General features: G+C 66.5%; 18 protein-coding genes and 1 pseudogene. 15 read left to right on the forward strand and 4 right to left on the reverse strand.

Annotated elements, in window-relative coordinates:
* Window positions 1-524: 524 nt before the first annotated feature.
* The 5 genes from HIV01_RS17830 to HIV01_RS17850 all read left to right on the forward strand — a co-directional run bounded on the left by HIV01_RS17830 (window position 525) and on the right by HIV01_RS17850 (window position 4,031).
* Window positions 525-1,622, forward strand: coding sequence for a Gfo/Idh/MocA family protein (locus HIV01_RS17830; protein ID WP_200604217.1), 1,098 nt, complete (start codon window positions 525-527; stop codon window positions 1,620-1,622).
* Window positions 1,619-2,038: a VOC family protein gene (locus tag HIV01_RS17835; RefSeq protein ID WP_342367054.1), complete on the forward strand. Its 420-nt coding sequence runs from the start codon at window positions 1,619-1,621 to the stop codon at window positions 2,036-2,038. The genes HIV01_RS17830 and HIV01_RS17835 overlap by 4 nt, the downstream gene beginning before the upstream one ends.
* Window positions 2,039-2,052: 14 nt before the next feature.
* Window positions 2,053-2,445: a GFA family protein gene (locus HIV01_RS17840; protein ID WP_200604218.1), complete on the forward strand. Its 393-nt coding sequence runs from the start codon at window positions 2,053-2,055 to the stop codon at window positions 2,443-2,445.
* A gap of 135 nt (window positions 2,446-2,580) precedes the next feature.
* Window positions 2,581-3,579: an NADPH:quinone reductase gene (locus HIV01_RS17845; protein ID WP_200604219.1), complete on the forward strand. Its 999-nt coding sequence runs from the start codon at window positions 2,581-2,583 to the stop codon at window positions 3,577-3,579.
* A 32-nt stretch (window positions 3,580-3,611) separates the two neighbouring features.
* Window positions 3,612-4,031 carry a thioesterase family protein gene (locus tag HIV01_RS17850; RefSeq protein WP_200604220.1) on the forward strand — a complete coding sequence of 140 codons (420 nt, stop codon included), beginning with the start codon at window positions 3,612-3,614 and terminating at the stop codon, window positions 4,029-4,031.
* Here the strand turns inward: HIV01_RS17850 and HIV01_RS17855 are convergent.
* Both HIV01_RS17855 and HIV01_RS17860 read right to left on the reverse strand, forming a co-directional pair.
* Window positions 4,032-4,510 (reverse strand): annotated as a pseudogene (locus HIV01_RS17855) (hotdog fold domain-containing protein).
* A gap of 71 nt (window positions 4,511-4,581) precedes the next feature.
* On the reverse strand, window positions 4,582-7,050 hold the full coding sequence (locus tag HIV01_RS17860) for an acyl-CoA dehydrogenase (protein WP_200604222.1): 2,469 nt from the start codon (window positions 7,048-7,050) through the stop codon (window positions 4,582-4,584).
* A gap of 385 nt (window positions 7,051-7,435) precedes the next feature.
* Between HIV01_RS17860 and HIV01_RS17865 the strand changes: the two genes are divergently transcribed.
* The 10 genes from HIV01_RS17865 (at window position 7,436) to HIV01_RS17905 (ending at window position 15,354) form a co-directional block, all read left to right on the forward strand.
* Window positions 7,436-8,065, forward strand: coding sequence for a TetR/AcrR family transcriptional regulator (locus HIV01_RS17865; protein ID WP_200604223.1), 630 nt, complete (start codon window positions 7,436-7,438; stop codon window positions 8,063-8,065).
* Between the two features lie 32 nt (window positions 8,066-8,097).
* Window positions 8,098-8,349, forward strand: coding sequence for a hypothetical protein (locus HIV01_RS18430; protein WP_280633572.1), 252 nt, complete (start codon window positions 8,098-8,100; stop codon window positions 8,347-8,349).
* Complete coding sequence (locus HIV01_RS17870; protein WP_280633573.1) at window positions 8,288-9,904, forward strand: phosphoenolpyruvate carboxykinase (GTP); 1,617 nt, start codon at window positions 8,288-8,290, stop codon at window positions 9,902-9,904. The genes HIV01_RS18430 and HIV01_RS17870 overlap by 62 nt, the downstream gene beginning before the upstream one ends.
* Window positions 9,905-9,911: 7 nt before the next feature.
* Window positions 9,912-10,496 (forward strand): 2OG-Fe(II) oxygenase, encoded by a 585-nt coding sequence (locus tag HIV01_RS17875; RefSeq protein WP_200604225.1) that lies wholly within the window; start codon window positions 9,912-9,914, stop codon window positions 10,494-10,496.
* Between the two features lie 23 nt (window positions 10,497-10,519).
* The gene (locus tag HIV01_RS17880; RefSeq protein ID WP_200604226.1) at window positions 10,520-11,554 is read left to right on the forward strand and encodes a hypothetical protein; all 1,035 of its coding nucleotides are present in this window, start codon (window positions 10,520-10,522) and stop codon (window positions 11,552-11,554) included.
* On the forward strand, window positions 11,551-13,152 hold the full coding sequence (locus HIV01_RS17885) for a tetratricopeptide repeat-containing sulfotransferase family protein (protein WP_200604227.1): 1,602 nt from the start codon (window positions 11,551-11,553) through the stop codon (window positions 13,150-13,152). The genes HIV01_RS17880 and HIV01_RS17885 overlap by 4 nt, the downstream gene beginning before the upstream one ends.
* Window positions 13,153-13,242: 90 nt before the next feature.
* Window positions 13,243-13,839, forward strand: a complete 597-nt coding sequence (locus tag HIV01_RS17890; protein WP_158733878.1) for an RNA polymerase sigma factor — start codon at window positions 13,243-13,245, stop codon at window positions 13,837-13,839.
* Window positions 13,836-14,357, forward strand: coding sequence for a hypothetical protein (locus HIV01_RS17895; protein WP_200604228.1), 522 nt, complete (start codon window positions 13,836-13,838; stop codon window positions 14,355-14,357). Before HIV01_RS17890 ends, HIV01_RS17895 begins: the two co-directional genes overlap by 4 nt.
* 79 nt (window positions 14,358-14,436) lie before the next feature.
* Window positions 14,437-14,595: a hypothetical protein gene (locus tag HIV01_RS17900; protein ID WP_207527031.1), complete on the forward strand. Its 159-nt coding sequence runs from the start codon at window positions 14,437-14,439 to the stop codon at window positions 14,593-14,595.
* An 18-nt stretch (window positions 14,596-14,613) separates the two neighbouring features.
* On the forward strand, window positions 14,614-15,354 hold the full coding sequence (locus tag HIV01_RS17905) for a DUF4097 family beta strand repeat-containing protein (protein ID WP_207527173.1): 741 nt from the start codon (window positions 14,614-14,616) through the stop codon (window positions 15,352-15,354).
* A gap of 74 nt (window positions 15,355-15,428) precedes the next feature.
* On the opposite strand, the gene HIV01_RS17910 is transcribed toward HIV01_RS17905, so the two are convergent.
* Both HIV01_RS17910 and HIV01_RS17915 read right to left on the reverse strand, forming a co-directional pair.
* Window positions 15,429-16,121 (reverse strand): putative 2OG-Fe(II) oxygenase, encoded by a 693-nt coding sequence (locus HIV01_RS17910; protein WP_200604230.1) that lies wholly within the window; start codon window positions 16,119-16,121, stop codon window positions 15,429-15,431.
* A 107-nt stretch (window positions 16,122-16,228) separates the two neighbouring features.
* A complete protein-coding gene (locus HIV01_RS17915) occupies window positions 16,229-19,243 on the reverse strand; it encodes a TonB-dependent receptor plug domain-containing protein (RefSeq protein ID WP_200604231.1) in 3,015 nt (1,004 codons plus the stop codon).
* Window positions 19,244-19,408 lie beyond the last annotated feature (165 nt).

Below are 19,408 nucleotides of genomic sequence, written 5' to 3' on the forward strand. Positions count from 1 at the left end.
GAGAAGGCGGAGATGGTCTTCGTTGGTCGCCCGGTCAAGATTGAAGTAGTGCCTCCGGCTCAGGCGTCGGGCGGCGGCGCTTGGCAGAGCATCATGGACGCAGTTTCAAGACTGTCCGGAGGCACTCCAACGAGCGCCACGCCTATCCGCCCAAGATTCCTCGATTCCGTGCGCGTCACGTTCGAAGTTTCGGACTACATCAAGGGTAAGGGTCCCAAGACCATTTCGTTGATGACTGGTTATGGGGACTCTGATTGTGGGCTGCCTGTGTCGATCTCGAAGAAGTACACGATCTACGCAAGGCGCCGCGATGGTGCGCTTCGGACATCGTATTGCTTTGGGAGTACCGAGTATGTGCGCGCCCGCGTCGCACCGGCATGCAGCGGCTGACAGTTCGCTTGCATCGGAGGACTCGTGGCTGAACTGAGTCAGGACGAACGTCCGCTCCTGGCCGGTAGCGGACATCGCTGGCGGCCAGGCCTCGCCGCAGGGTACCTTTCGCGTGCCCAGTTCGAGGACCGGCCATGCCCGAGGTATCCCGTCGTCAGTTCCTGGCTTCCACGGCCGCCGCGATGGCGGCGCCTTTCATCAGCACCAGTTCCACCCGTGCCCGGGCGCAGGAGTCGGGCAAGCTCGGCGTCGCCATCTGCGGGCTGGGCAAGCTCAGCACCGACCAGATCGCGCCTGCGCTGATGAAGACGCGGCATTGCCGCCTCGCGGGCATCGTCACCGGCACGCCGGCCAAGGCCGAGGCATGGAAGGCGAAGTACGGCATTCCTGCCGGCAACGTCTATTCGTACGACACCATGGACCGGATGGCGGACAACCCCGACATCGACCTGGTCTACGTCGTCACGCCCAACGCGCTGCATGCGCAGCACACGATCCAGGCCGCGCAGGCGGGCAAGCACGTGTTCTGCGAGAAGCCGCTGGAAATATCCGTCGAGCGCTGCCAGCAGATGATCGATGCCTGCCGCAACGCCGGCCGCCTGCTCGGCACCGCATACCGCTGCCAGTACGATCCGCACCATCTCGAGTGCATCCGGCTGGTGCGCGAGGAAGTGTTCGGCAAGCCGACGATCCTCCAGGCCGGCTTCGCCATCGACGTCGGAGTCGCCGATCAATGGCGCCTGAAGCGCGCGCTGGCCGGCGGTGGCGCGCTGATGGACGTCGGCATCTACGCATTGCAGGCCACGCGCTACCTGACGGGCGAGGAGCCCATCGCCGTGTCCGCGCAGCAGACCTCGACCGACCCGGTGAAGTTCGCCGAGGTCGACGAGAGCGTCGTCTGGACCACCCGGTTCCCCAGTGGCGTGGTCGCGTACTGCAGCACCAGCTACAAGGCCGGCCGCATCCAGAACCTGCGCGTCAACGCCGAACGTGGCTGGTTCGAGCTTGATCCGGCATTTTTCTACGGCGGCAACCATGGCCGGCGCAGTGACGGCAAGGAGATCCGATATCCCGAGATCGACCTGTTCGCCGCCGAGATGGACGACTTCGCGCGTTGCATCATCGAGCGCAAGCCCACCAGGGTTCCCGGCGAGGAAGGCCTGCGCGATGTGCGCATCATGCAGGCCATCTACGAGTCTGTGCGGACCGGGAAGACGGTGTCGTTGGCTTGAACGGTTTCGATCACGCCCAGGAGGTTCAGATGAAGCGAGTCACAGGTATCGGCGGGATCTTCTTCAATGCGAAGGACCCGGTCGCATTGCGCGCCTGGTACCAGCAGCATCTGGGGATCGATGTGCAGCCATGGGGTGGCGCGGCATTCACGTGGACCGACGCATCGGGAACTCCCACGGGCGGAACGACCATCTGGTCGATCGGCTCTTCCGATGGCGGGCACTTCGCACCGAGCCAGTCGACCTTCATGGTCAATTACCGCGTCGATGACCTTGCGGCGCTGCTCCAGGCCCTGCGCGACGAAGGATGCGACGTCCTCGAAAAGACCGACGATTCCGAATACGGCAAGTTCGGTTGGGTGATGGACCCGGAAGGCAACAAGATCGAACTCTGGCAGCCCCCCGCGGGGCAGTGAGCAGGAGATCGCGCATGGACCGGTTTGCTGGCGGTTGCCTGTGCGGTGACGTCAGGATCGTGGCAACGGGTCGCCCGTACCGGGTCGGCCTTTGTCATTGCCTCGACTGTCGCAAGCATCACGGGGCCCTGTTCCACGCGTCCGCGATATTTCCCGAGGACGCGGTGACGATCGAGGGCGAGACGCGCCAGTACGCCGGGCGTCATTTCTGTCCCCGCTGCGGTTCGACCGTCTTCGGGCGCAGCGCGGACGAGGTTGAAGTGAACCTGGGTTCGCTGGATGCCACGGACCAGCTGATGCCGACCTACGAGAGCTGGATCGTGCGTCGCGAATCCTGGTTGCCGCCGTTCCCGCTGACGAGACATTACGAGCGCGACCGTCAAGGCACGGGTCGCTTCGAGGAGTAGCGGGCTCGCACGGCGCGAGGTCCGTTACAAGGCGACAGACGATCGCCCAGTGTTCCGGCAGTGGGACTGGAGGTGCCGTCGGCACAGTCGTACCCTGCGCCTGCGGCCAACCCCCCACGGTCGCAGGACTCCGACATGCGCGCTGCCGCCTATTCCCGCACCGGCCCCGCCCGGGACGTACTTGCCATCATCGACAAGGACCGGCCCGAGCCGGGACCCGGTGAAGTCCGTGTCCGCGTCGCCTGGTCCGGAGTCAATCCGTCCGACGTGAAGGCGCGGGCAGGCACGCGATCGAGCACGCTGCCTTACCCCAGCGTCGTCCCTCACAGCGACGGCGCCGGCGTCGTCGACGCGCTGGGCGAGGGCGTACCGGCCCAGCGCCTGGGCGAGCGCGTGTGGATCTGGAACGGCGCATGGGGCCGCGCCGACGGCACGGCTGCCGAATGGATCGTGCTGCCTTCCGCGCAGGCGGTGGCGTTGCCTGACGCGGTCGCTCTGGACGTCGGCGCCAACTTCGGCATTCCGGCACTCACGGCCTGCCATGCGGTGATGGTCGATGGCGGCGTCGCCGGAAAACGCGTGCTCGTCGCTGGTGGCGCGGGGGCCGTCGGGCACTACGCCGTGCAGATGGCGCGCCTGTCGGGTGCAAGCCAGGTGATCGCCACCGTCAGTTCCGCCGAGAAGGCGGAGCGGGCGCGAGCGGCTGGCGCGGATGCGGTGATCGATTACCGCAGCGAGGACGTGGTCGCACGCGTCGGCGAGGAAACCGGCGGCCATGGCGTCGACTGCATCATCGAGGTCGATTTCGCCGCCAATGCCGAACAGGACTTCGCCATGCTCGCGCCGGAAGGGCGCATCGTCGTCTATGGCAGTGGCGCCAGCGAGATCAAGGTGCCGTTCGTGCCGGCGATCCTGAAGAACGTGCGCCTGTCGTTTTTCATCGTCTACAACCTGTCCGGCGCCGATCGTGCCGCGGCCATCGAACGCCTGCACGAGTGGGCGGCCACCGGCGCGCTGCAGCATGCCATTGCACTGCGGCTGCCGCTGGAGGAGATCGCGCAGGCGCACGAAGCGGTCGAGTCCGGACGCGTGATGGGCAACGTCCTGCTGTCCATCGGCGATGCAACGCCGTGATCTGACGCGTCACCTGCCTGACGGAGTTCACCATGAAAGACTCCCTCGTCCCTGGCATCCAGTACGTTCACACCTTCACCGTCCCGCTTTCCAAGACGGTGCCGGCGCTGTATCCCGAATCCGAAGAGTTCGTCGCCATGCCCGAAGTGTTCGCCACCGGGTTCCTGGTCGGCCTGCTCGAATGGGCCTGCATCCTCGCGCTCAAGCCGCACCTGGACTGGCCGCGGGAGCAGACCGTGGGCACGCATATCGATGTCAGTCACTCGGCAGCGACGCCGCCGGGCCTTACGGTCACGGTCACCGTCGAGCTGCTGGCCATTGAAGGCCGCAAGTTGCGATTCGCGGTGAAGGCCCATGACGGCGTGGAGCTGGTCTCCGAGGGCAAGCACGAGCGCTTCGTGATCGACCGCGAGCGCTTCGATGCGAAGCTCGCGGGCAAGCGCAGTGGATAGCTATGCCGGCGCCCGCCGCGGCGACACCCACATCGCGATGCGGGCGCGGAACACGACGTCGCCGCCATCGTCGCTGACGACGACGCTGACCGGCAGCTCGTAGCCGCTTGCCGCTTCGACCACCGGGATGTCCGGCGTGGCCACGCCGTGCATGGTGCCCGTCGCCTTCTTCAGATACTCGACGGTCATGCCCTTGGGGATCCAGCGCATGCTGGCCGGGATCGTCGCGTCGGTCATCACGCCGGCGCTGAGCTCGGCCAGGTTGCACAGCGCGATCGCATGCACGGTGCCGATGTGGTTGTGGACACGGCGGCGGTCGTGGATGCGGACTTCGCAGCGACCTGTGGCTCGAGCGTGACGAAGCGCGGTGCGATGGTGGCGAAGTAGGGCGCCTTGAAGCAGACCGCGCGCGAGAACAGCCAATGGCCGGCTGGCCAGCGGGTGATGCGGCGGTACATCGAGAGGATGGGTGCGGACATGGGATCAGCTTCCTTGTGTCAGATATGACAACGGCGGGACATGCCCGCCGTTGTCATTACCCGCAATCGCCTCAGGCGGCTGCGCGGCTGTCGTGCTGCAGGTCGCGATAGCCCGCCGAACGCAGCTCCTCGCTGTCGAAGTCATCGACGCTGATGGTGTCGATGGTCATCTCGCGCAGCTCTTCGAGCTGGCGACGCTCGTCGGCGGTGATCCAGCCTTCGCGCACGCCCTCGTCCAGCTGCGAGGCGAAATCATGGGCCTCGATGTCGCTGTTCTTGAGCGCCTTGAGGAACTTGCGCTCCACCGGCTCGGCCAGGATCGCCTTCTGCAGGTAGCTGTTGATGCGGCCGGCCGGATTGTTCTCGCCCGGCGTCATGAAGATGCCGGCGGCGAGGCGGTCACGCGCTTCGTTCGGCGACATCAGCAAGGACGCGGTCTTGTGGCCGAGGCGATCGCTCGGTGCCTGCGCGCGGCGGCCCCACGGGAACACCAGCATCCACAGCAGCCAGCCGACCGGACGGATCGGGAAGTTGCGCAGCGCCGCCGAGAAGGCGATCTCGATCTTGTGCACGCTGTTGTGCACCGACCACGCCAGCAGCGGCTGGTCGGAGACCGGACGGCCCTGGTCCTCGTAGCGCTTGAGCATCGCGCTGACGATGTAGAGGTGGCTGAGCACGTCGCCCAGGCGGCCCGACAGCGATTCCTTGAACTTGAGCTTGCCGCCGAGCAGCAGCATCGAGGTGTCGGCCATCAGCGCCAGTGCGGCCGAATAGCGGTTGAGCTTGCGGTAGTAGCGACGGGTGTAGGCATCGCCCGGGGCTGCGCCGAACCTGGCGTTGACCAGGCCGTACCACCAGCTGCGCACGGCGTTGGAGATGGCGAATCCGATGTGGCCGAACAGGTTCTTGTCGAACTCGCGCAGGCGCTCGTCCGGATCGGGCAGCGTGGCCGCCTTCATTTCCTTGAGCACCCACGGATGGCACAGGATCGCGCCCTGGCCGAAGATCATCAGCGAGCGCGTCATGATGTTGGCGCCCTCCACCGTGATCGCGATGGGCGAGGCCTGCCAGCCACGGCCGAGGTAGTTCTTCGGTCCGAGGATGATGCCCTTGCCGCCATGGATGTCCATCGCATCCTGCGCGGCCTCGCGGCCCATCTCGGTGCAGTGGTACTTGGAGATCGTCGACGGCACGGCCGGCAGTTCGCCACGCGCGACCGCCGCGGCCGATGCCTCGGCCAGCGCACTGGCGGCGTAGGCGTTGCCGGCGATGCGCGCAAGCGCTTCCTCGACACCCTCGAAGCGGCCGACCGAGAGGCCGAACTGCTTGCGGATGCGCGCGTAGGCACCGGTGACCACCGCAGCCATCTTGGCGCCGCCGCTGGCGGTGGAGGGCAGGGTGATCGAGCGGCCGATCGACAGGCACTCCACCAGCATCTGCCAGCCCTTGCCGGCGTAGGCTTCGCCGCCGATCAGCTGGCTCAGCGGGATGAACACCTCGCGGCCATGGATCGGGCCGTTCTGGAACGGCGAGTTGAGCGGGAAGTGGCGGCGACCGATCTCGACACCGGCGGTGTCGCGCGGCAGCAGCGCCAGGGTGATGCCGATGTCCTTCTGGTCGCCGATCAGGCCGTCCGGGTCGTACATGCGGAACGCCAGGCCGATGAGCGTGGCCACCGGCGCCAGGGTGATGTAGCGCTTGTCGAAGGTCAGCTTGACGCCGACCACGCGCGCGCCGTTCCACTCACCGGTGGTGACGATGCCGTAGTCGGGAATCGAGGTTGCGTCGGAACCGGCCCACGGACCGGTCAGGCCGAAGCAGGGCACTTCGCGGCCATCGGCCAGGCGCGGCAGGTAGTAGTCCTTCTGCTCCTGGGTGCCGTAGTGCAGCAGCAGCTCGGCCGGGCCGAGCGAATTGGGCACGCCGACGGTGGAGCTGACCACCGAGGAGATCGACGCCAGCTTCTGGATGACCTTGTGGTTGCCCAGCGCCGAAAAGCCCAGGCCGCCGTATTCCTTCGGCACGATCATGCCGAAGAACTTGTTCTTCTTGATGAACTCCCACACCGGCGGAGTCAGGTCGGCATGGACGTGGGTGATCTCCCAGTCGTTGATCATCCGGCACAGCTCTTCGGTCGGTCCGTCGAGGAAGGCCTGCTCGTCCGCGCTCAGGGTCGGCTTGGCCTGGTTCAACAGCACGTTCCAGTCCGGCTTGCCGGAGAACAGCTCGCCCTCGAAGCCGACCGTGCCGGCTTCCAGTGCGACGCGTTCGGTTTCCGACAGCGGCGGCAGGATCTTGGTGTAGAAGCCCAGCAGCGGCTTGGTGATGAAGGGCAGGCGGAACTGCGGCAGCAGCAGCGGCAGCGCGATCAGCGCGGTGACGAAGGCGGCAACCAGAGTGGCCGTGCCGTTGGCGCCCAGCAGCCAGCAGGCCACCAGCGCCGTCGCGGTCAGCGCCGCCCAGACCGGCAGGCGCAGCCGGTGATAGGCGGCAATGGCCCCGACCAGCAGGAAGGCAATGAAAGGAATCGCAATACTCATGACAACGCTCCAGCGGCGATGACGAAGTCTGCACAAGGCAGGCTGACCATATGAGTTGAGGCGAAGCGGCGGTGGCGGAAGGGCCGGCCTCCGATAGAGAGGGGGCCGGCCATTCAAGCAACTGCATCAAACGCTCAACATACGGCCGAGTATGGTAATGTTCGCCCGTCGCTGTCAAGGAAGTGGAAGCGGAGTCGGGATGCCGGACCAGCCCGGAGCGGGCTGGAGGACATCGGACCCGGCTCAAAAGGCAGCGTAACGCGCCTGTTCCGCCCGTCTGAGGGCCCTGCGGGCACCACGATGTTTCCTGATTCGCCCCGGCGTTCCGGTTCTGTTGCAGCTACATACTGTCCCCGCCGGTGCCGTATGGTTAAACTTGTCACCTATGAGCTCGACCGCGCACCCCAAGCAAGACCGACCCGGACAGGCCCGTAACGGCGGCTCCGGAACCGAACGCACCGGTCGCCTCAGCGCAGACGACTGGGCCCAGGCCGCGCTCGACCTGATCGCCGAACAGGGAGTCGCCGCGGTTGCGGTCGAACCGCTGGCACGCCGGCTGGGCGTGACCAAGGGCAGCTTCTACTGGCACTTCCCCTCGCGCGACGCCCTGCTGGTGGCGGCGCTGGAGCGCTGGGAGAAGGTCGAGCAGGAGACCGTCTTCGGCCAGCTCGAACCCATCTCCGACCCGCGTGAGCGCCTGCGCGCGCTGTTCACCCTGGTCGCGCACGAGTTCAAGTCGCACGTCATCTATTCCGAGCTGCTCAAGGCGCTCGACCATCCGGCCGTGCAGCCGGTGATCGGTCGCGTGTCCGAGCGCCGCCTGGACTACCTCACCGCATCGTTCCGCCAGGCCGGCCTGGCCCGGACCGATGCCCAGCATCGCGCCCGCCTGCTCTACGCCGCCTATGTCGGCTTCCTGCAGCTGAACCTGCAGCTGCACCAGGCGCGCATGCAGCACGACGAATTCGAGGCCTATGTCGAGCACATGATGGCCACGCTGATCCCTTCTTCTTGATAGACCAGCCCCCCGCTGGAGGATGTTTGCAAATGAATGCGATTTCCCATGACGTCTCGAAACCTGCCATTGCGCCGGGGAGCGAAGGCAGCAAGCTGGCGGCACTCAATGCCTGGGTCGCCCAGGTCGCCGCACTGACCCAGCCCGATGCGATTGTCTGGTGCGACGGCAGCGATGCCGAGAACGCCGCGCTGATCAAGCAGATGCAGGCCGACGGCACCCTTGGTCAAGCTCAACGAGCAGACCCATCCGGACAGCTGGCTGCACCGCTCGCATCCCGATGACGTCGCCCGCGTCGAGCACCTGACCTTCGTCTGCACCAGCGAGCAGGAAGACGCCGGCCCGAACAACCACTGGATGTCGCCGGCCGACGGCCACAAGCAGATGGATGCGCTGTTCGAAGGCTGCATGCAGGGCCGCACCATGTACGTGATCCCGTACTGCATGGGCCCGATCGACTCGCCGCTGTCGCGTTGCGGCGTGGAGATCACCGACAGCCCATACGTGGTCGCCAACATGCGCATCATGACCCGCATGGGCGCACCGGCGCTGGCGCGCATCGAGCGCGAAGGCACCTTCGTGCGCGGCCTGCATTCGATCGGCGAGCTCGATCCGGAGCGTCGCTTCATCATGCATTTCCCGGAAGAGCTGACGATCAAGTCGTTCGGTTCCGGCTACGGCGGCAACGCGCTGCTTGGCAAGAAGTGCCATGCCCTGCGCATCGCCTCGCACCAGGCCCGTTCGGAAGGCTGGCTGGCCGAGCACATGCTGATCCTCGGCCTGGAGAATCCGCAGGGCGAGACGCATTACGTCGCCGCGGCATTCCCGTCGGCCTGTGGCAAGACCAACCTGGCCATGCTGATTCCGCCGGAGGGCTACCGCGCCCAGGGCTGGAAGGTGTGGACGGTCGGCGACGACATCTGCTGGATGCGCCCCGGCGCGGACGGCCGCCTGTATGCGATCAACCCGGAGGCCGGTTTCTTCGGCGTCGCGCCGGGCACTTCGGACAAGTCCAACCCGAACGCACTGGCCTCGATCCAGCACCACACGATCTTCACCAACGTCGGTGTCACCGCCGACAACCAGCCGTGGTGGGAAGGCCTGGACAACGGCCAGGCTCCGGTCACCGACTGGCGCGGCAATCCGTATGACGCCGCCAAGGGTCCCGCCGCACATCCGAACTCGCGCTTCACCGTGTCGGCCAAGCAGTGTCCGAGCTATTCGGAGCAGGCCGAGAACCCGGCCGGCGTGCCGATCAGCGCGATTGTTTTCGGTGGTCGCCGCGCTTCGCTGGTGCCGCTGGTGTTCGAAGCACGCGACTGGGCGCACGGCGTCCTCGTCGGTGCCGCGATGGGCTCGGAAACCACCGCCGCCGCCACCGGCGCGGTCGGCGTGATGCGCCGCGACCCGATGGCGATGAAGCCGTTCTGCGGCTACAACTTCGCCGACTACTTCAGCCACTGGCTGTCGTTCGACAAGGCCGGCGCGAAGCTGCCGAAGATCTTCCACGTCAACTGGTTCCGCAAGGGCGACGACGGCAAGTTCCTGTGGCCGGGCTTCGGCGACAACCTGCGCGTGCTGGAGTGGATGATCCAGCGCGTGAAGGGCGAAGCCGGTTCGGTGGAAACGCCGATCGGCCACCTGCCGGCGGAAGGCGACCTCAACCTCGACGGCATCACGCTGGGCGAGGAGGCACGCGAGAAGCTGTTCGGCTTCGACCATGCCGGCTGGAAGGCCGAGTTCGCCAGCATCGGCGAGTACCTCGACGAGTACGGCCCGCGCATGCCGCAGGCACTGAAGGACGAGCAGCAGCGCATCGCCCAGGACCTGGCCGGCTGAGGACTCCATGACCGACAACCCCGCCGCGCTCGCGGCCAGTCGTGAACTGCTGATCGACGGCCGCCCGCTGCGGGTGTTCGACGGGCACCTGCCCAATGTCGGAGACTACGTGCGCGGCCTTGCCAAGGCCGCGTTCACGCGCACCGAAATCGCCCGGCCGGAAACGGCCGAGCACAAGCACTGGGCCACCGAGGTCAAACTCGAGGCGCTGTTGCAGCAACCGATCTTCGACATCACCCGGCGTGCCGTGCTCGGCTTCACCACGTCGACGCACGGATACCGTCCGTATCGGGCCTACACCAATGTCGCCTCCTTCGGCGACATGCTCTTCAGCCATACCGACTGCCTGCCTGACCAGCACGACCTCACCGCGCTGTGGTACCTGTGCGAGAAGTGGGACCTGGAGTGGGGCGGCGAAACGATGTTCTTCGACGCCCAGGACGAAGTCGCCGCAGCGATCCAGCCCAGGCCCGGCCGTCTGGTGATCTTCGACGGTGCGATCAAGCATGTCGGGCGCCCTCCCAACCGCGTCTGCTACGCGCCGCGGTACACGTTCGCGATCAAGCTCGAGCGTCTGGCCGCGGGCAGGTGAGCGGACATGACGGCATGGCGTCGATGAGTCCCTTCGCAGCCGACACTTCCGTCCTGCAACGCGCGGCCGAGGCGGCCTGGTTTCCGCTCGACCTCAATGTCCCGGAGCGCAGTTTCAGCTTCGCCCGGATCGACGCCGAAGCGCTCGAGCGTTCCACCTTCATGGACACGCGCCTGGACGCGGCGATCGCGCAGGTCGAAACCGTGCCGGCCGATGCCCTTGCCGCATTTCCGGTGCCGGCAACGCCGCCGGCGTGGCTGTTGCATACCTCCTTCTGCGGTTCGACCCTGCTGGCGCGCGCGCTGCACGTGCCGGCGCGCCAGGTCGCGCTCAAGGAACCGCTGGTGTTGCGCAGGCTGGGCGATGCGCGGCACGCCGGGCGCGATCTGGGCGACCTGTGCGAGCTGTCGGCCCGGCTGCTGTCGCGGCCGTGGACAGACGGTGGCGGCGTGCTGATCAAGGCGACGCATGCCGCGCTCAATGTCGCCCCCGACCTGCTGGCGGCGACGCCGGCCAGCCGCGCGGTGCTGCTGACGTCGTCGCTCGACGATTTCCTGGTGTCCAACCTGAAGAAGAACGCAGACACCCAGGCCAAGATTCCGGCCCTGGCCGAGCGTGCCTTGCAGGCGGGGACACTGCACTTGCGGCTGCCGCCGCAGGCGTTGCAGCCACCGGACCTGTTGTGCGCGGCGGCGCTGCAATGGGCGGCGCAACGCGACCTGGTCGTGTCGCTTGCGAACCGTTTCGGCGACCGCGTTCGCGTGCTCGATTTCGAAGCATTGTTGGCCGCGCCAGTGGACGTGGCAGTCGCCTGCTCGCGCTGGTTGCGCCTGCCTGCATCCGCGGACGATGTCGCGGCACGCGCGGCCGAGGCTTCGCTCCGCAATGCCAAGGCGGTGTCGGTCGCCTACGGTGCCGACCAGCGCGAGCGCGAAGCGCAGCTGGTGCTGGAGCACCATGCCGACCTGATCGCCCATGCCCGCGGCTGGGCCGCGCGCTTCCTGCAACCCGCACTGGCTGCACAATTGCCGATGACCGCAGTGGAACACTGGACATGACCGCGACCCTTGCCTCGTTGTGGCAACAAGGCGAGACCTACGCCCGTCAGGGCCAGTGGGCCGCTGCGTTGAAGGCCTACGACGGCGTGCTCGGCCACGATCCCGGCCATGTCATGGCGATGCTGCGGGCCTCGCGCGTGGCCTTGTCGCTGGGCCGCTACCGCGACTCGCGCGAGTACGCGATGCGCGCCCTCGCCAGTCGTCCCAGCGGCGACGAGCCGGTGCTGACGCTGGCGCGCGCGCTGCGCATGTTCAACGAACCGCTGGCACTGCTCGAATGCGTCGAACACTCGCGCTGGCGCGAGCGCAAGTCGGCGCAGTGGCTGACCGAGATCGCGATGCTGGTCAGCACCATCGGCGAAAACACGCTGGCGATGGAACTGCTCGACCTGGCGGTACAGCGCGATCCCAAGCATCCGCCGACGCGCTATTTCCGTGGCGTGGTGCAGATGTTCTTCGGCGAGATGGACGCCTCCCAGCAGGAGCTGGAGCTGTGCATCGGGCAGCTGCCGACCTATGCGCAGGCGCACTGGGTGTTGTCGCGCCTGCGCAAGCAGACCGCGGAAAAGAACCACGTCGATCGCATGCAGGCCTTGATCCCGCGCATCCCGGTGGGCAGCGACAGCCGTGTCTACCTGGCGTTCGCGATGCACAACGAGTTGCACGACCTGGGTCGCTACGACGAGTCCTGGCAGGCACTCGACCACGCCTGCCGGGTCAAGCGCCAGCTGACGCCGCACGATCGCGACGATGCCCGCCGCATGTACGAAGGCCTGATGAAGCTGTGCGATGCCGGCTTCGTCACGCCCGACGCGCAGGCCCAGGCGACGCCACCGCCGTATGTGCCGGTGTTCATCGTCGGCATGCACCGCTCCGGCAGCACGCTGCTGGAGCAGCTGCTCGCCGGTCACCCGGACGTGGCCGATGGTGGCGAGACCTACTCGTTCACTTCGCAGATGCGCTACTTCGGCGACCACCGCAACAAGGGCGTGCTCGATGCCGAACTGGTGCGGCGCGCCGCCGGCATCGACTACGCACAAGTCGGCCAGCGCTTCTACGAGCACACGGCCTGGCGCTCGCAGGGCAGGGCGGTGCTGACCGAGAAGCTGCCGTCGAACTTCCTCAACCTGGGCTTCATCGCCAGGGCGCTGCCGCACGCGCGCATCCTGCACATGGTGCGCGACCCGCTCGACACCTGCTTCTCCAACCTGCGCACGATGTTCTCCGACGTCAACACGTTCTCCTACGATCAGCGCGAGCTGGCGCAGTGGTACGGCCAGTACCACCGCCTGATGGCGCACTGGCACGAGGTGATGCCGGGACGCGTGCTCGATGTCCATTACGACCGGCTGGTCGCCGACCCCGAGGGCGTGATGCGCGGCGTGCTCGATTTCTGCGGACTGCCCTGGAATGCCGCCGCCACCACCCTCGACCGGGAGGGCGGCGGGGCCGTGGCCACGGCCAGCAGCCCGCAGATGCGCGGCGGCATCATCAAGAACCGCGGTGCCGCCTGGGCCCCTTACGAGGGCAAGCTGGCGGCGCTGATCGAAGGGCTGGCGCCGTACCGCGCCGCCGCCTCGCCGGACCTTCCCGCCTAAGGGCAGCCCAGGCGCGCCGCCCGGGGAAGGGCGCGCCCTGGCCGGGTCGGGTACTTAAACCGGCGGCACGCTGCGCGCATCACAAGGACCATGCTGACCGTCGTGACCGAAATTTTGACTGATGCCCCTGCCGCCAGTGACGACGGCGCCGACGAACGTGGCCTGGTGGCCGCGGCCGCGCGTGGCGAAGTGCGGGCCTTCGAGTCCCTGTATCGGCGCCATGCCGGTCGCGTCCACGGTGTCATCGCCCGCCTGGTCGGAAACCAGGGGGCGCGGGCCGAGGACCTGACGCAGGAAGCATTCGTCCGGGCGTGGCAGGCGTTGCCGGCGTTCCGATTCGAGTCGGCGTTCTCGACCTGGCTGCATCGCCTGGCCGTCAACACCGCCTTGATGGAGATGCGCAGTCGCCGCAGCCGGCCGCAGGACGATGGCGATTCCGACGAGGAGGTCTTCGACCTGCTCGGCAGCACCGACTCGGCCGGTCACACGACCGCGCTGACGATGGACCTGGAACGTGCCGTGGCAACACTCCCGCCCAGGGCCCGTGCCGTCCTCGTGCTGTACGACGTGGAAGGATGGAAGCACGAAGAGATCGCCGCCGAACTGGGCATGGCGGTCGGCAGTTCGAAAGCGCAATTGCACCGCGCGCGTGGCTTGTTGCGCGAGCGGCTAGGAGGACACGCATGAACACCAACGACAACAATCCAAACACCCGCGGCCCCGAAGACGAGCTGCCCGAGGCCCTGCGCTGGCAGTTGCGCGCGATGCGCCGCGACGCGCAGCCCGGCAACGACCTGTGGCCCGGCATCGCCGCGCGCCTGCAGGCGCAGCGACCGGTGGCCAAGGCGCGCCCGCGCTGGCTGGCACCGGTGTCGATGGCGGCGACGCTGGCACTGGCGATCGGCATGGTCGGGCTGTGGCGGAGCGAGGGCGGCGGCAATGCGCCGGTCGTCACGCCGGCCAAGGCCACGCTGGTCCAGCGCGAGGCCGAGGGCATGACCCTTCAGTACCAGGCGGCCCTGCGTGAAGTCGACTCCGGCCAGGCGCCGATGGAGCTCCAGCCGGTGTTCGAAGACCTCGACCGCAACGCCGGCCTGATCCTGCAGGCGCTGGCACGCAACCCCGATTCGCGCCTGCTGCTGGAGCAGCTGCGCCGCACCTACGCACGCCGACTGGCACTTGCACAGCGCCTGGCTTATGCCTGATTCGTATCGCAGCAAATTACCGATGAACTCGAACCTGACCTTGCCCGACTTGTCCTGCCCTGATCTCCGGAGAAACTCCATGACCCGCGCCAAACTCCAATGTCTCGCATTCGGCCTGGCCGTGCTGGCGGCGAACTCCGCCCTGGCAGCCACCCCGATCAATGAGACCCGGCCGCTGGATCCGCGAGGAACGGTGGAGGTCGAGAACGTCAAGGGTCGCGTCGATGTGCGCACCTAGGACCGGCCCGAGGTCAAGATCGAGGGCAGCCTCGGCCAGGGCGTCGAGAAGCTCGAGATCGAGGGCGACGGCGAGCACCTGACGGTGCGCGTGAAGTACCCCAATCGCAGCGGCATGGGCATGTTCGGCGGCGGCGACAAGAGCGAGCCGACCGACCTGCGCCTGACGGTGCCGGTGCGCGCCGACCTCGATATCGACGTGGTCTCGGCCGACGTCACCGTCGAAGGCATCGCTTCGCGCGAATTGTCGATCGACAGCGTCAGCGGTGAGGTCACCGTCGCCGGTGCGCCGACCGAAGCCAGCGTCGACACCGTCAGTGGCGACCTGATGCTGACCCTCAACAGCAACCGCGTGCGTGCCGAATCGGTCAGTGGCGACCTCACGCTGCGCGGTCGCATGAACGGCGAGGTCGATGTCGAAACGGTGTCCGGCCGCATCGATGTGGCGGTGTTGCAGAACCGCCTGCAGCGGCTGTCGGGTTCGTCGGTGTCGGGAGACATCCGCGTCTCGACCGGGCTGGCCAACAATGGCCGCATCACGATCGACACGGTCAGCGGCGACCTCGAGCTGGTGATGCCGCGCGATCTGTCGGCCAATGTCCGCGGCGAGAGTTTCAGTGGCGACCTGACCGCCCCGGGCGCCCAGGTCATCCGTCCCAAGCACGGCCCCGGCGCGAGCTTCGAGCACCGCTACGGCGGTGGCGACGGCGACATCAGCCTCGAAACGTTCTCGGGCGACGCCACGCTGCAGCTCGACTGATCACACGTCGGCAGTCGCAACGAAAAAGGCCCGGCATTGCCGGGCCTTTTCGTTCCGGGTCGCGATCGGTGCCGTCAGGCGTCCTTCATCCCGAACCAGCAGTTGAAGGCAACGGTGATGCGTTCGTCGTTGCCGTAGAACGGCATGACCTCGTGCTGCAACCACGACGGGAACAGCACCAGCTGGCCCGGCTGGAAGCGCACATTCCAGGTGCCATGGTGGTACGGCTCGCGCAGCCGCGCATTGCCCGGATCGAGGAACAGGTTGCTGTAGTGGTGCGGATTGTGGAACCGCAACACCCCCGATTCCGGACGATCGTCGGGCGTCTGGCCCGGATCGACGCAGTACACCCCGGACCATGACGCCATCGGGTGGGTGTGGAGGATCGTGAAACCGCCGTTGCGGGTCACATGGAACCAGGTGTGCGAGAAGATCTGCAGGCGCTGCATTTCCTGCGCGCTGTAGCCGTTGAGCTCGGCGATGGTGCGGCCGAGCGTGGTCCAGCAGAACTGGCGCAACTGCTGGACGCAGGCCTCGGGCCAAGCGAACAGGTTGAAGTCGCTCTCGAAGACGCCGGTCTGCTGCTTCAGCGACGGATTGGGATTGGCGTAGCGCGCGCCTTCGCCTTCCCGCGCCAGCAACAGCGTCTTTAGCTGGGCATTGACCGCCTCGGCATCGGGCAGCGTGTCCTGGGCGAAGGGGACGGCGAAAAGCGGATTGAGCTGATAGGGCATCGCTTGCAGTTCGCTGCGGGATGGACGCGGCAAGTGTAGCGCGGGCCCTGGTGGGGGCGGGGGTGCCCCGGCACCCGCATCCACAAGGAACTACGGCCCCTCGCGGGGCCGTAGTGGTGGTGCGACGCAACGGGGTCCCGTCAGAACTTCTGCGAATAGCGCATGTAGAAGAACTGGCCCGGGATCTCGTACTGCGGATCGAACGAGTTGGCGAACGCCGTGAAGGCAATCGGCGGGTTCTTGTCGAAGATGTTGTTGATGCCGAGGGTGACCTTGGCGTTCCACGGCGCGTTCCAGTAGACGCTCACGTCGTGGTAGGTGGTGGCGCCGATGTGGTGCTCGTTGGCAGCCACCTGGGTGATCGAATCGCCGCCGGCCTCGCCGTCCCACACGCCGTTGCCATTGCTGTCGGTGGGCACGCCGACGAAGCGGTCGGTCGTGGTGCACAGCCAGCCATAGCCGTAGTCCTCGAACGTCTGGCAGGGTTCGGTCTGGTCCGAGAAGTAACGCACGTTCCAGGTCGCGCCCCAGTCGCCATGCTCCCATCGGGTGGCAAGGTTGGACCGGATCCGCCAGTAGTTGAGCAGGTTCGGGCCGTCGTACTCGCCGACCAGGTTGCCGCCTTCGTTGAACTCCATCGCCGCACCGATCGCCGGCGTGCGCAGGATGTCCTCGCCGTAGCGGCCGTCACCGTCGGAGTCGTTGAGGAATTCCGACAGGTAGGTCGTATCCCAGGTGAAGCTGATCTTGCCCCAGGAATATTCCGGCAGCCGGTAGCTGACGGTCATGTCGTAGCCTTCGACCTTGGTGCCGCCAATGTTGGTGGTGGTGTTGAGCAGCGACAGGATTTCACCGTCGGAGCGGCGGCTGTAGAGGTCGCAGGTCGGGCCGGCACCGCCCGAATCGATGCACTGCTGGATGATCTGCGCGCCACCGATGGTGGTGATGGCGTCCTCGATCTTGATCTTCCACCAGTCAAGCGAAACGTCCAGGCCTTCGACGTAGCTCGGGCTGTAGACGAAGCCTACCGTGGTCGACTCGGCTTTCTCGGGCAGCAGGTCCGGGTTGCCGCCGACGGTGATGCGGATCTGCGTGTTGCTCTGCGCATAGCCGCCGGGCGCCACGCCTTCGGCGATGCAGCGTGCCTGCGCCGGGGCGGTCTGGTTGCCGAAGTTGGCCTGGTTGCAAGGATCGCTCAACTGCGGGAACGAGTCGGCCTGGCCGGCGAACAGTTCGGCGATGGACGGTGCGCGGAAGCCCTCCGACCAGTTGCCGCGGATCATCAGGTCTTCGATCGGCTTCCAGCGGAACCCGAACTTGCTGTTGAGCGTGTCACCGAAGTTGCTGTAGTCCGAGTAGCGCGTGGCCACGCTGAAGTCCAGCAGCTTGGCGCCGGGCACGTCCGCCAGCACCGGAATCGCCAGCTCCAGGTACGCTTCGTCGACGTCGTAACCGCCATTGGTCGCGGTGCGCGCGTTGCCGGTGGTGTTGCCGGAATTGATCAGGGCATCCGGGGAGTCGTAGCCGTCCTCGGTGCGGTGTTCAAGGCCGACGGAGAACCCGAGCGGGCCGCCGGGCAGGTCGAAGAGATCACCGCCAATGTTGGCGTAGTAGGTCTTCTGCGTGTAACTGTACTCGTCATGCGCGGTGAAGGTGGTGTAGTCGAGCATGTCCTGGGTAACCGAGCCGCGGCCGCCGAGCAGGTTCAGCGGGACGCAACCGGCAACGGTCGTGCTCAGGTCACCCGGAGTACCGACGCAGACAGGATTGCCGGTCGCGTCGAGCATCGATGGGCCAAGTGCGGCGTCGAGCGAGATGACGTTGAACAGGCCCAGGGTGGTGTTGTTGGCCTTGTTGCGCCCGTAGAAATAGCCGGCTTCCCAGTCGTAGTACTTGTCGGAGAAGGTCAGCGTGCCTTCGAAGCCGGCGTTCATCGCGAACGTGCGCACGTCCTGGCTGAACGAACGGCCGCCGGTTTCCACCACGCGCCGCTGCACCCAGTCGATGTCGGTGCCGAACGGGTTGTAGAGGTTGTCGGCGCTGATGACTACGTTGCCGGCGTTGGTGCCCTCGACCGGCACGCCGAGCGTGACCGGCATGGCCGCCAGCAGCTGTTCGGACTGACGCTCGTTGTAGGTGATGGTGGTCTTGAAGCGGACGTTGTCGGTGATTTCGACCGACGCATTGCCGAATACCGAGCGGCGCTCCTGCGGCGTGATCAGGTAGTTGTCCGGCGCGAAGTTGTAGATGTCGTTGCCGGTGAAGTTGCGCCAGGCCAGCGGATCGCCGCTGCCGGGGTTGTAGGTGAAGCTGCCGGTGGTGCCGTCGGGACGGCAGCGCGAGGGCGCGCCACTGGCGGTGAAGCAGTCGCCGAAGTTCACGCTGAAGTTGCCGTCGGGCGTGGTGGAGCTGCCGCCCAGTGCCGCGCCCGTGGTGTAGATGGGCTCCTTGGAAATGTAGCGGTCACCGGCCATGACCGGGTCTTCCTTGACGTAGCCAAAGCCCAGCATCGCCGCGAAGCGGTCGGACGTGGTGCCGATGGTGAAGTCGTACGACTGGCGCATGCCGTCGCCCTTGTCGAACATGCCAAGGTAGGCATTGGCCTCTGCGCCTTCGAAGTTCTGGCGCAGGATCACGTTGACGACGCCGGCGATGGCGTCGGAGCCGTAGATCGCCGAAGCGCCGTCCTTCAGCACTTCGATGCGCTCCACTGCCGCGGTCGGAATTGAGTTCAGGTCGACCTGGCCACCCAGGCCGGTGCCGCTGGCGCCGCCGACCCAGCGACGGCCGTTGACCAGCACCAGGGTGCGGTTGGCACCGAGGTTGCGAAGGCTTACGCCGGTGTCGCCGTTGCCACCGTTGTTGAAGGTGGTGTTGAGTGTCGAGCCGTTGGCCGTGATGTTCTGGATCACGTCGCCGACGGAGGTCAGGCCCTGTGCGGCGATGTCATCGCGACTGAGCGAGAAGATCGGCTGCGAGGTCTCGATGTCGGCGCGTTTGATGCGCGAACCGGTTACTTCGATGCGGTCGAGGGTGGTGGCTTCCTGGCCTTCGGTTTCCTGCGCTTGTACTGCACTCGTTGCTGCGAGGGTCGTGGTGCCCAAGGCGAGCGAAACGCTGATGGCGTCCCGGAGCTTTGTTGTGTGCAAGGTCATCGCTCTCTCCAAAGTCGGTCTCAGGTGGGGAACCCGCCGGGTGGAGCACAAACCAACGCCAAGTCCGGCAAGGTCGGGGCCGATGGTATGCCCGTCTCGCCAATACTTAAAGTGTTGTTAATCTTCATTATTCTGAATGCGAATTGTCCCGTTTGTGGAACAACC

Source organism: Lysobacter arenosi (genome assembly GCF_016613475.2).
GTDB classification, from domain to species: Bacteria; Pseudomonadota; Gammaproteobacteria; order Xanthomonadales; family Xanthomonadaceae; genus Lysobacter_J; species Lysobacter_J arenosi.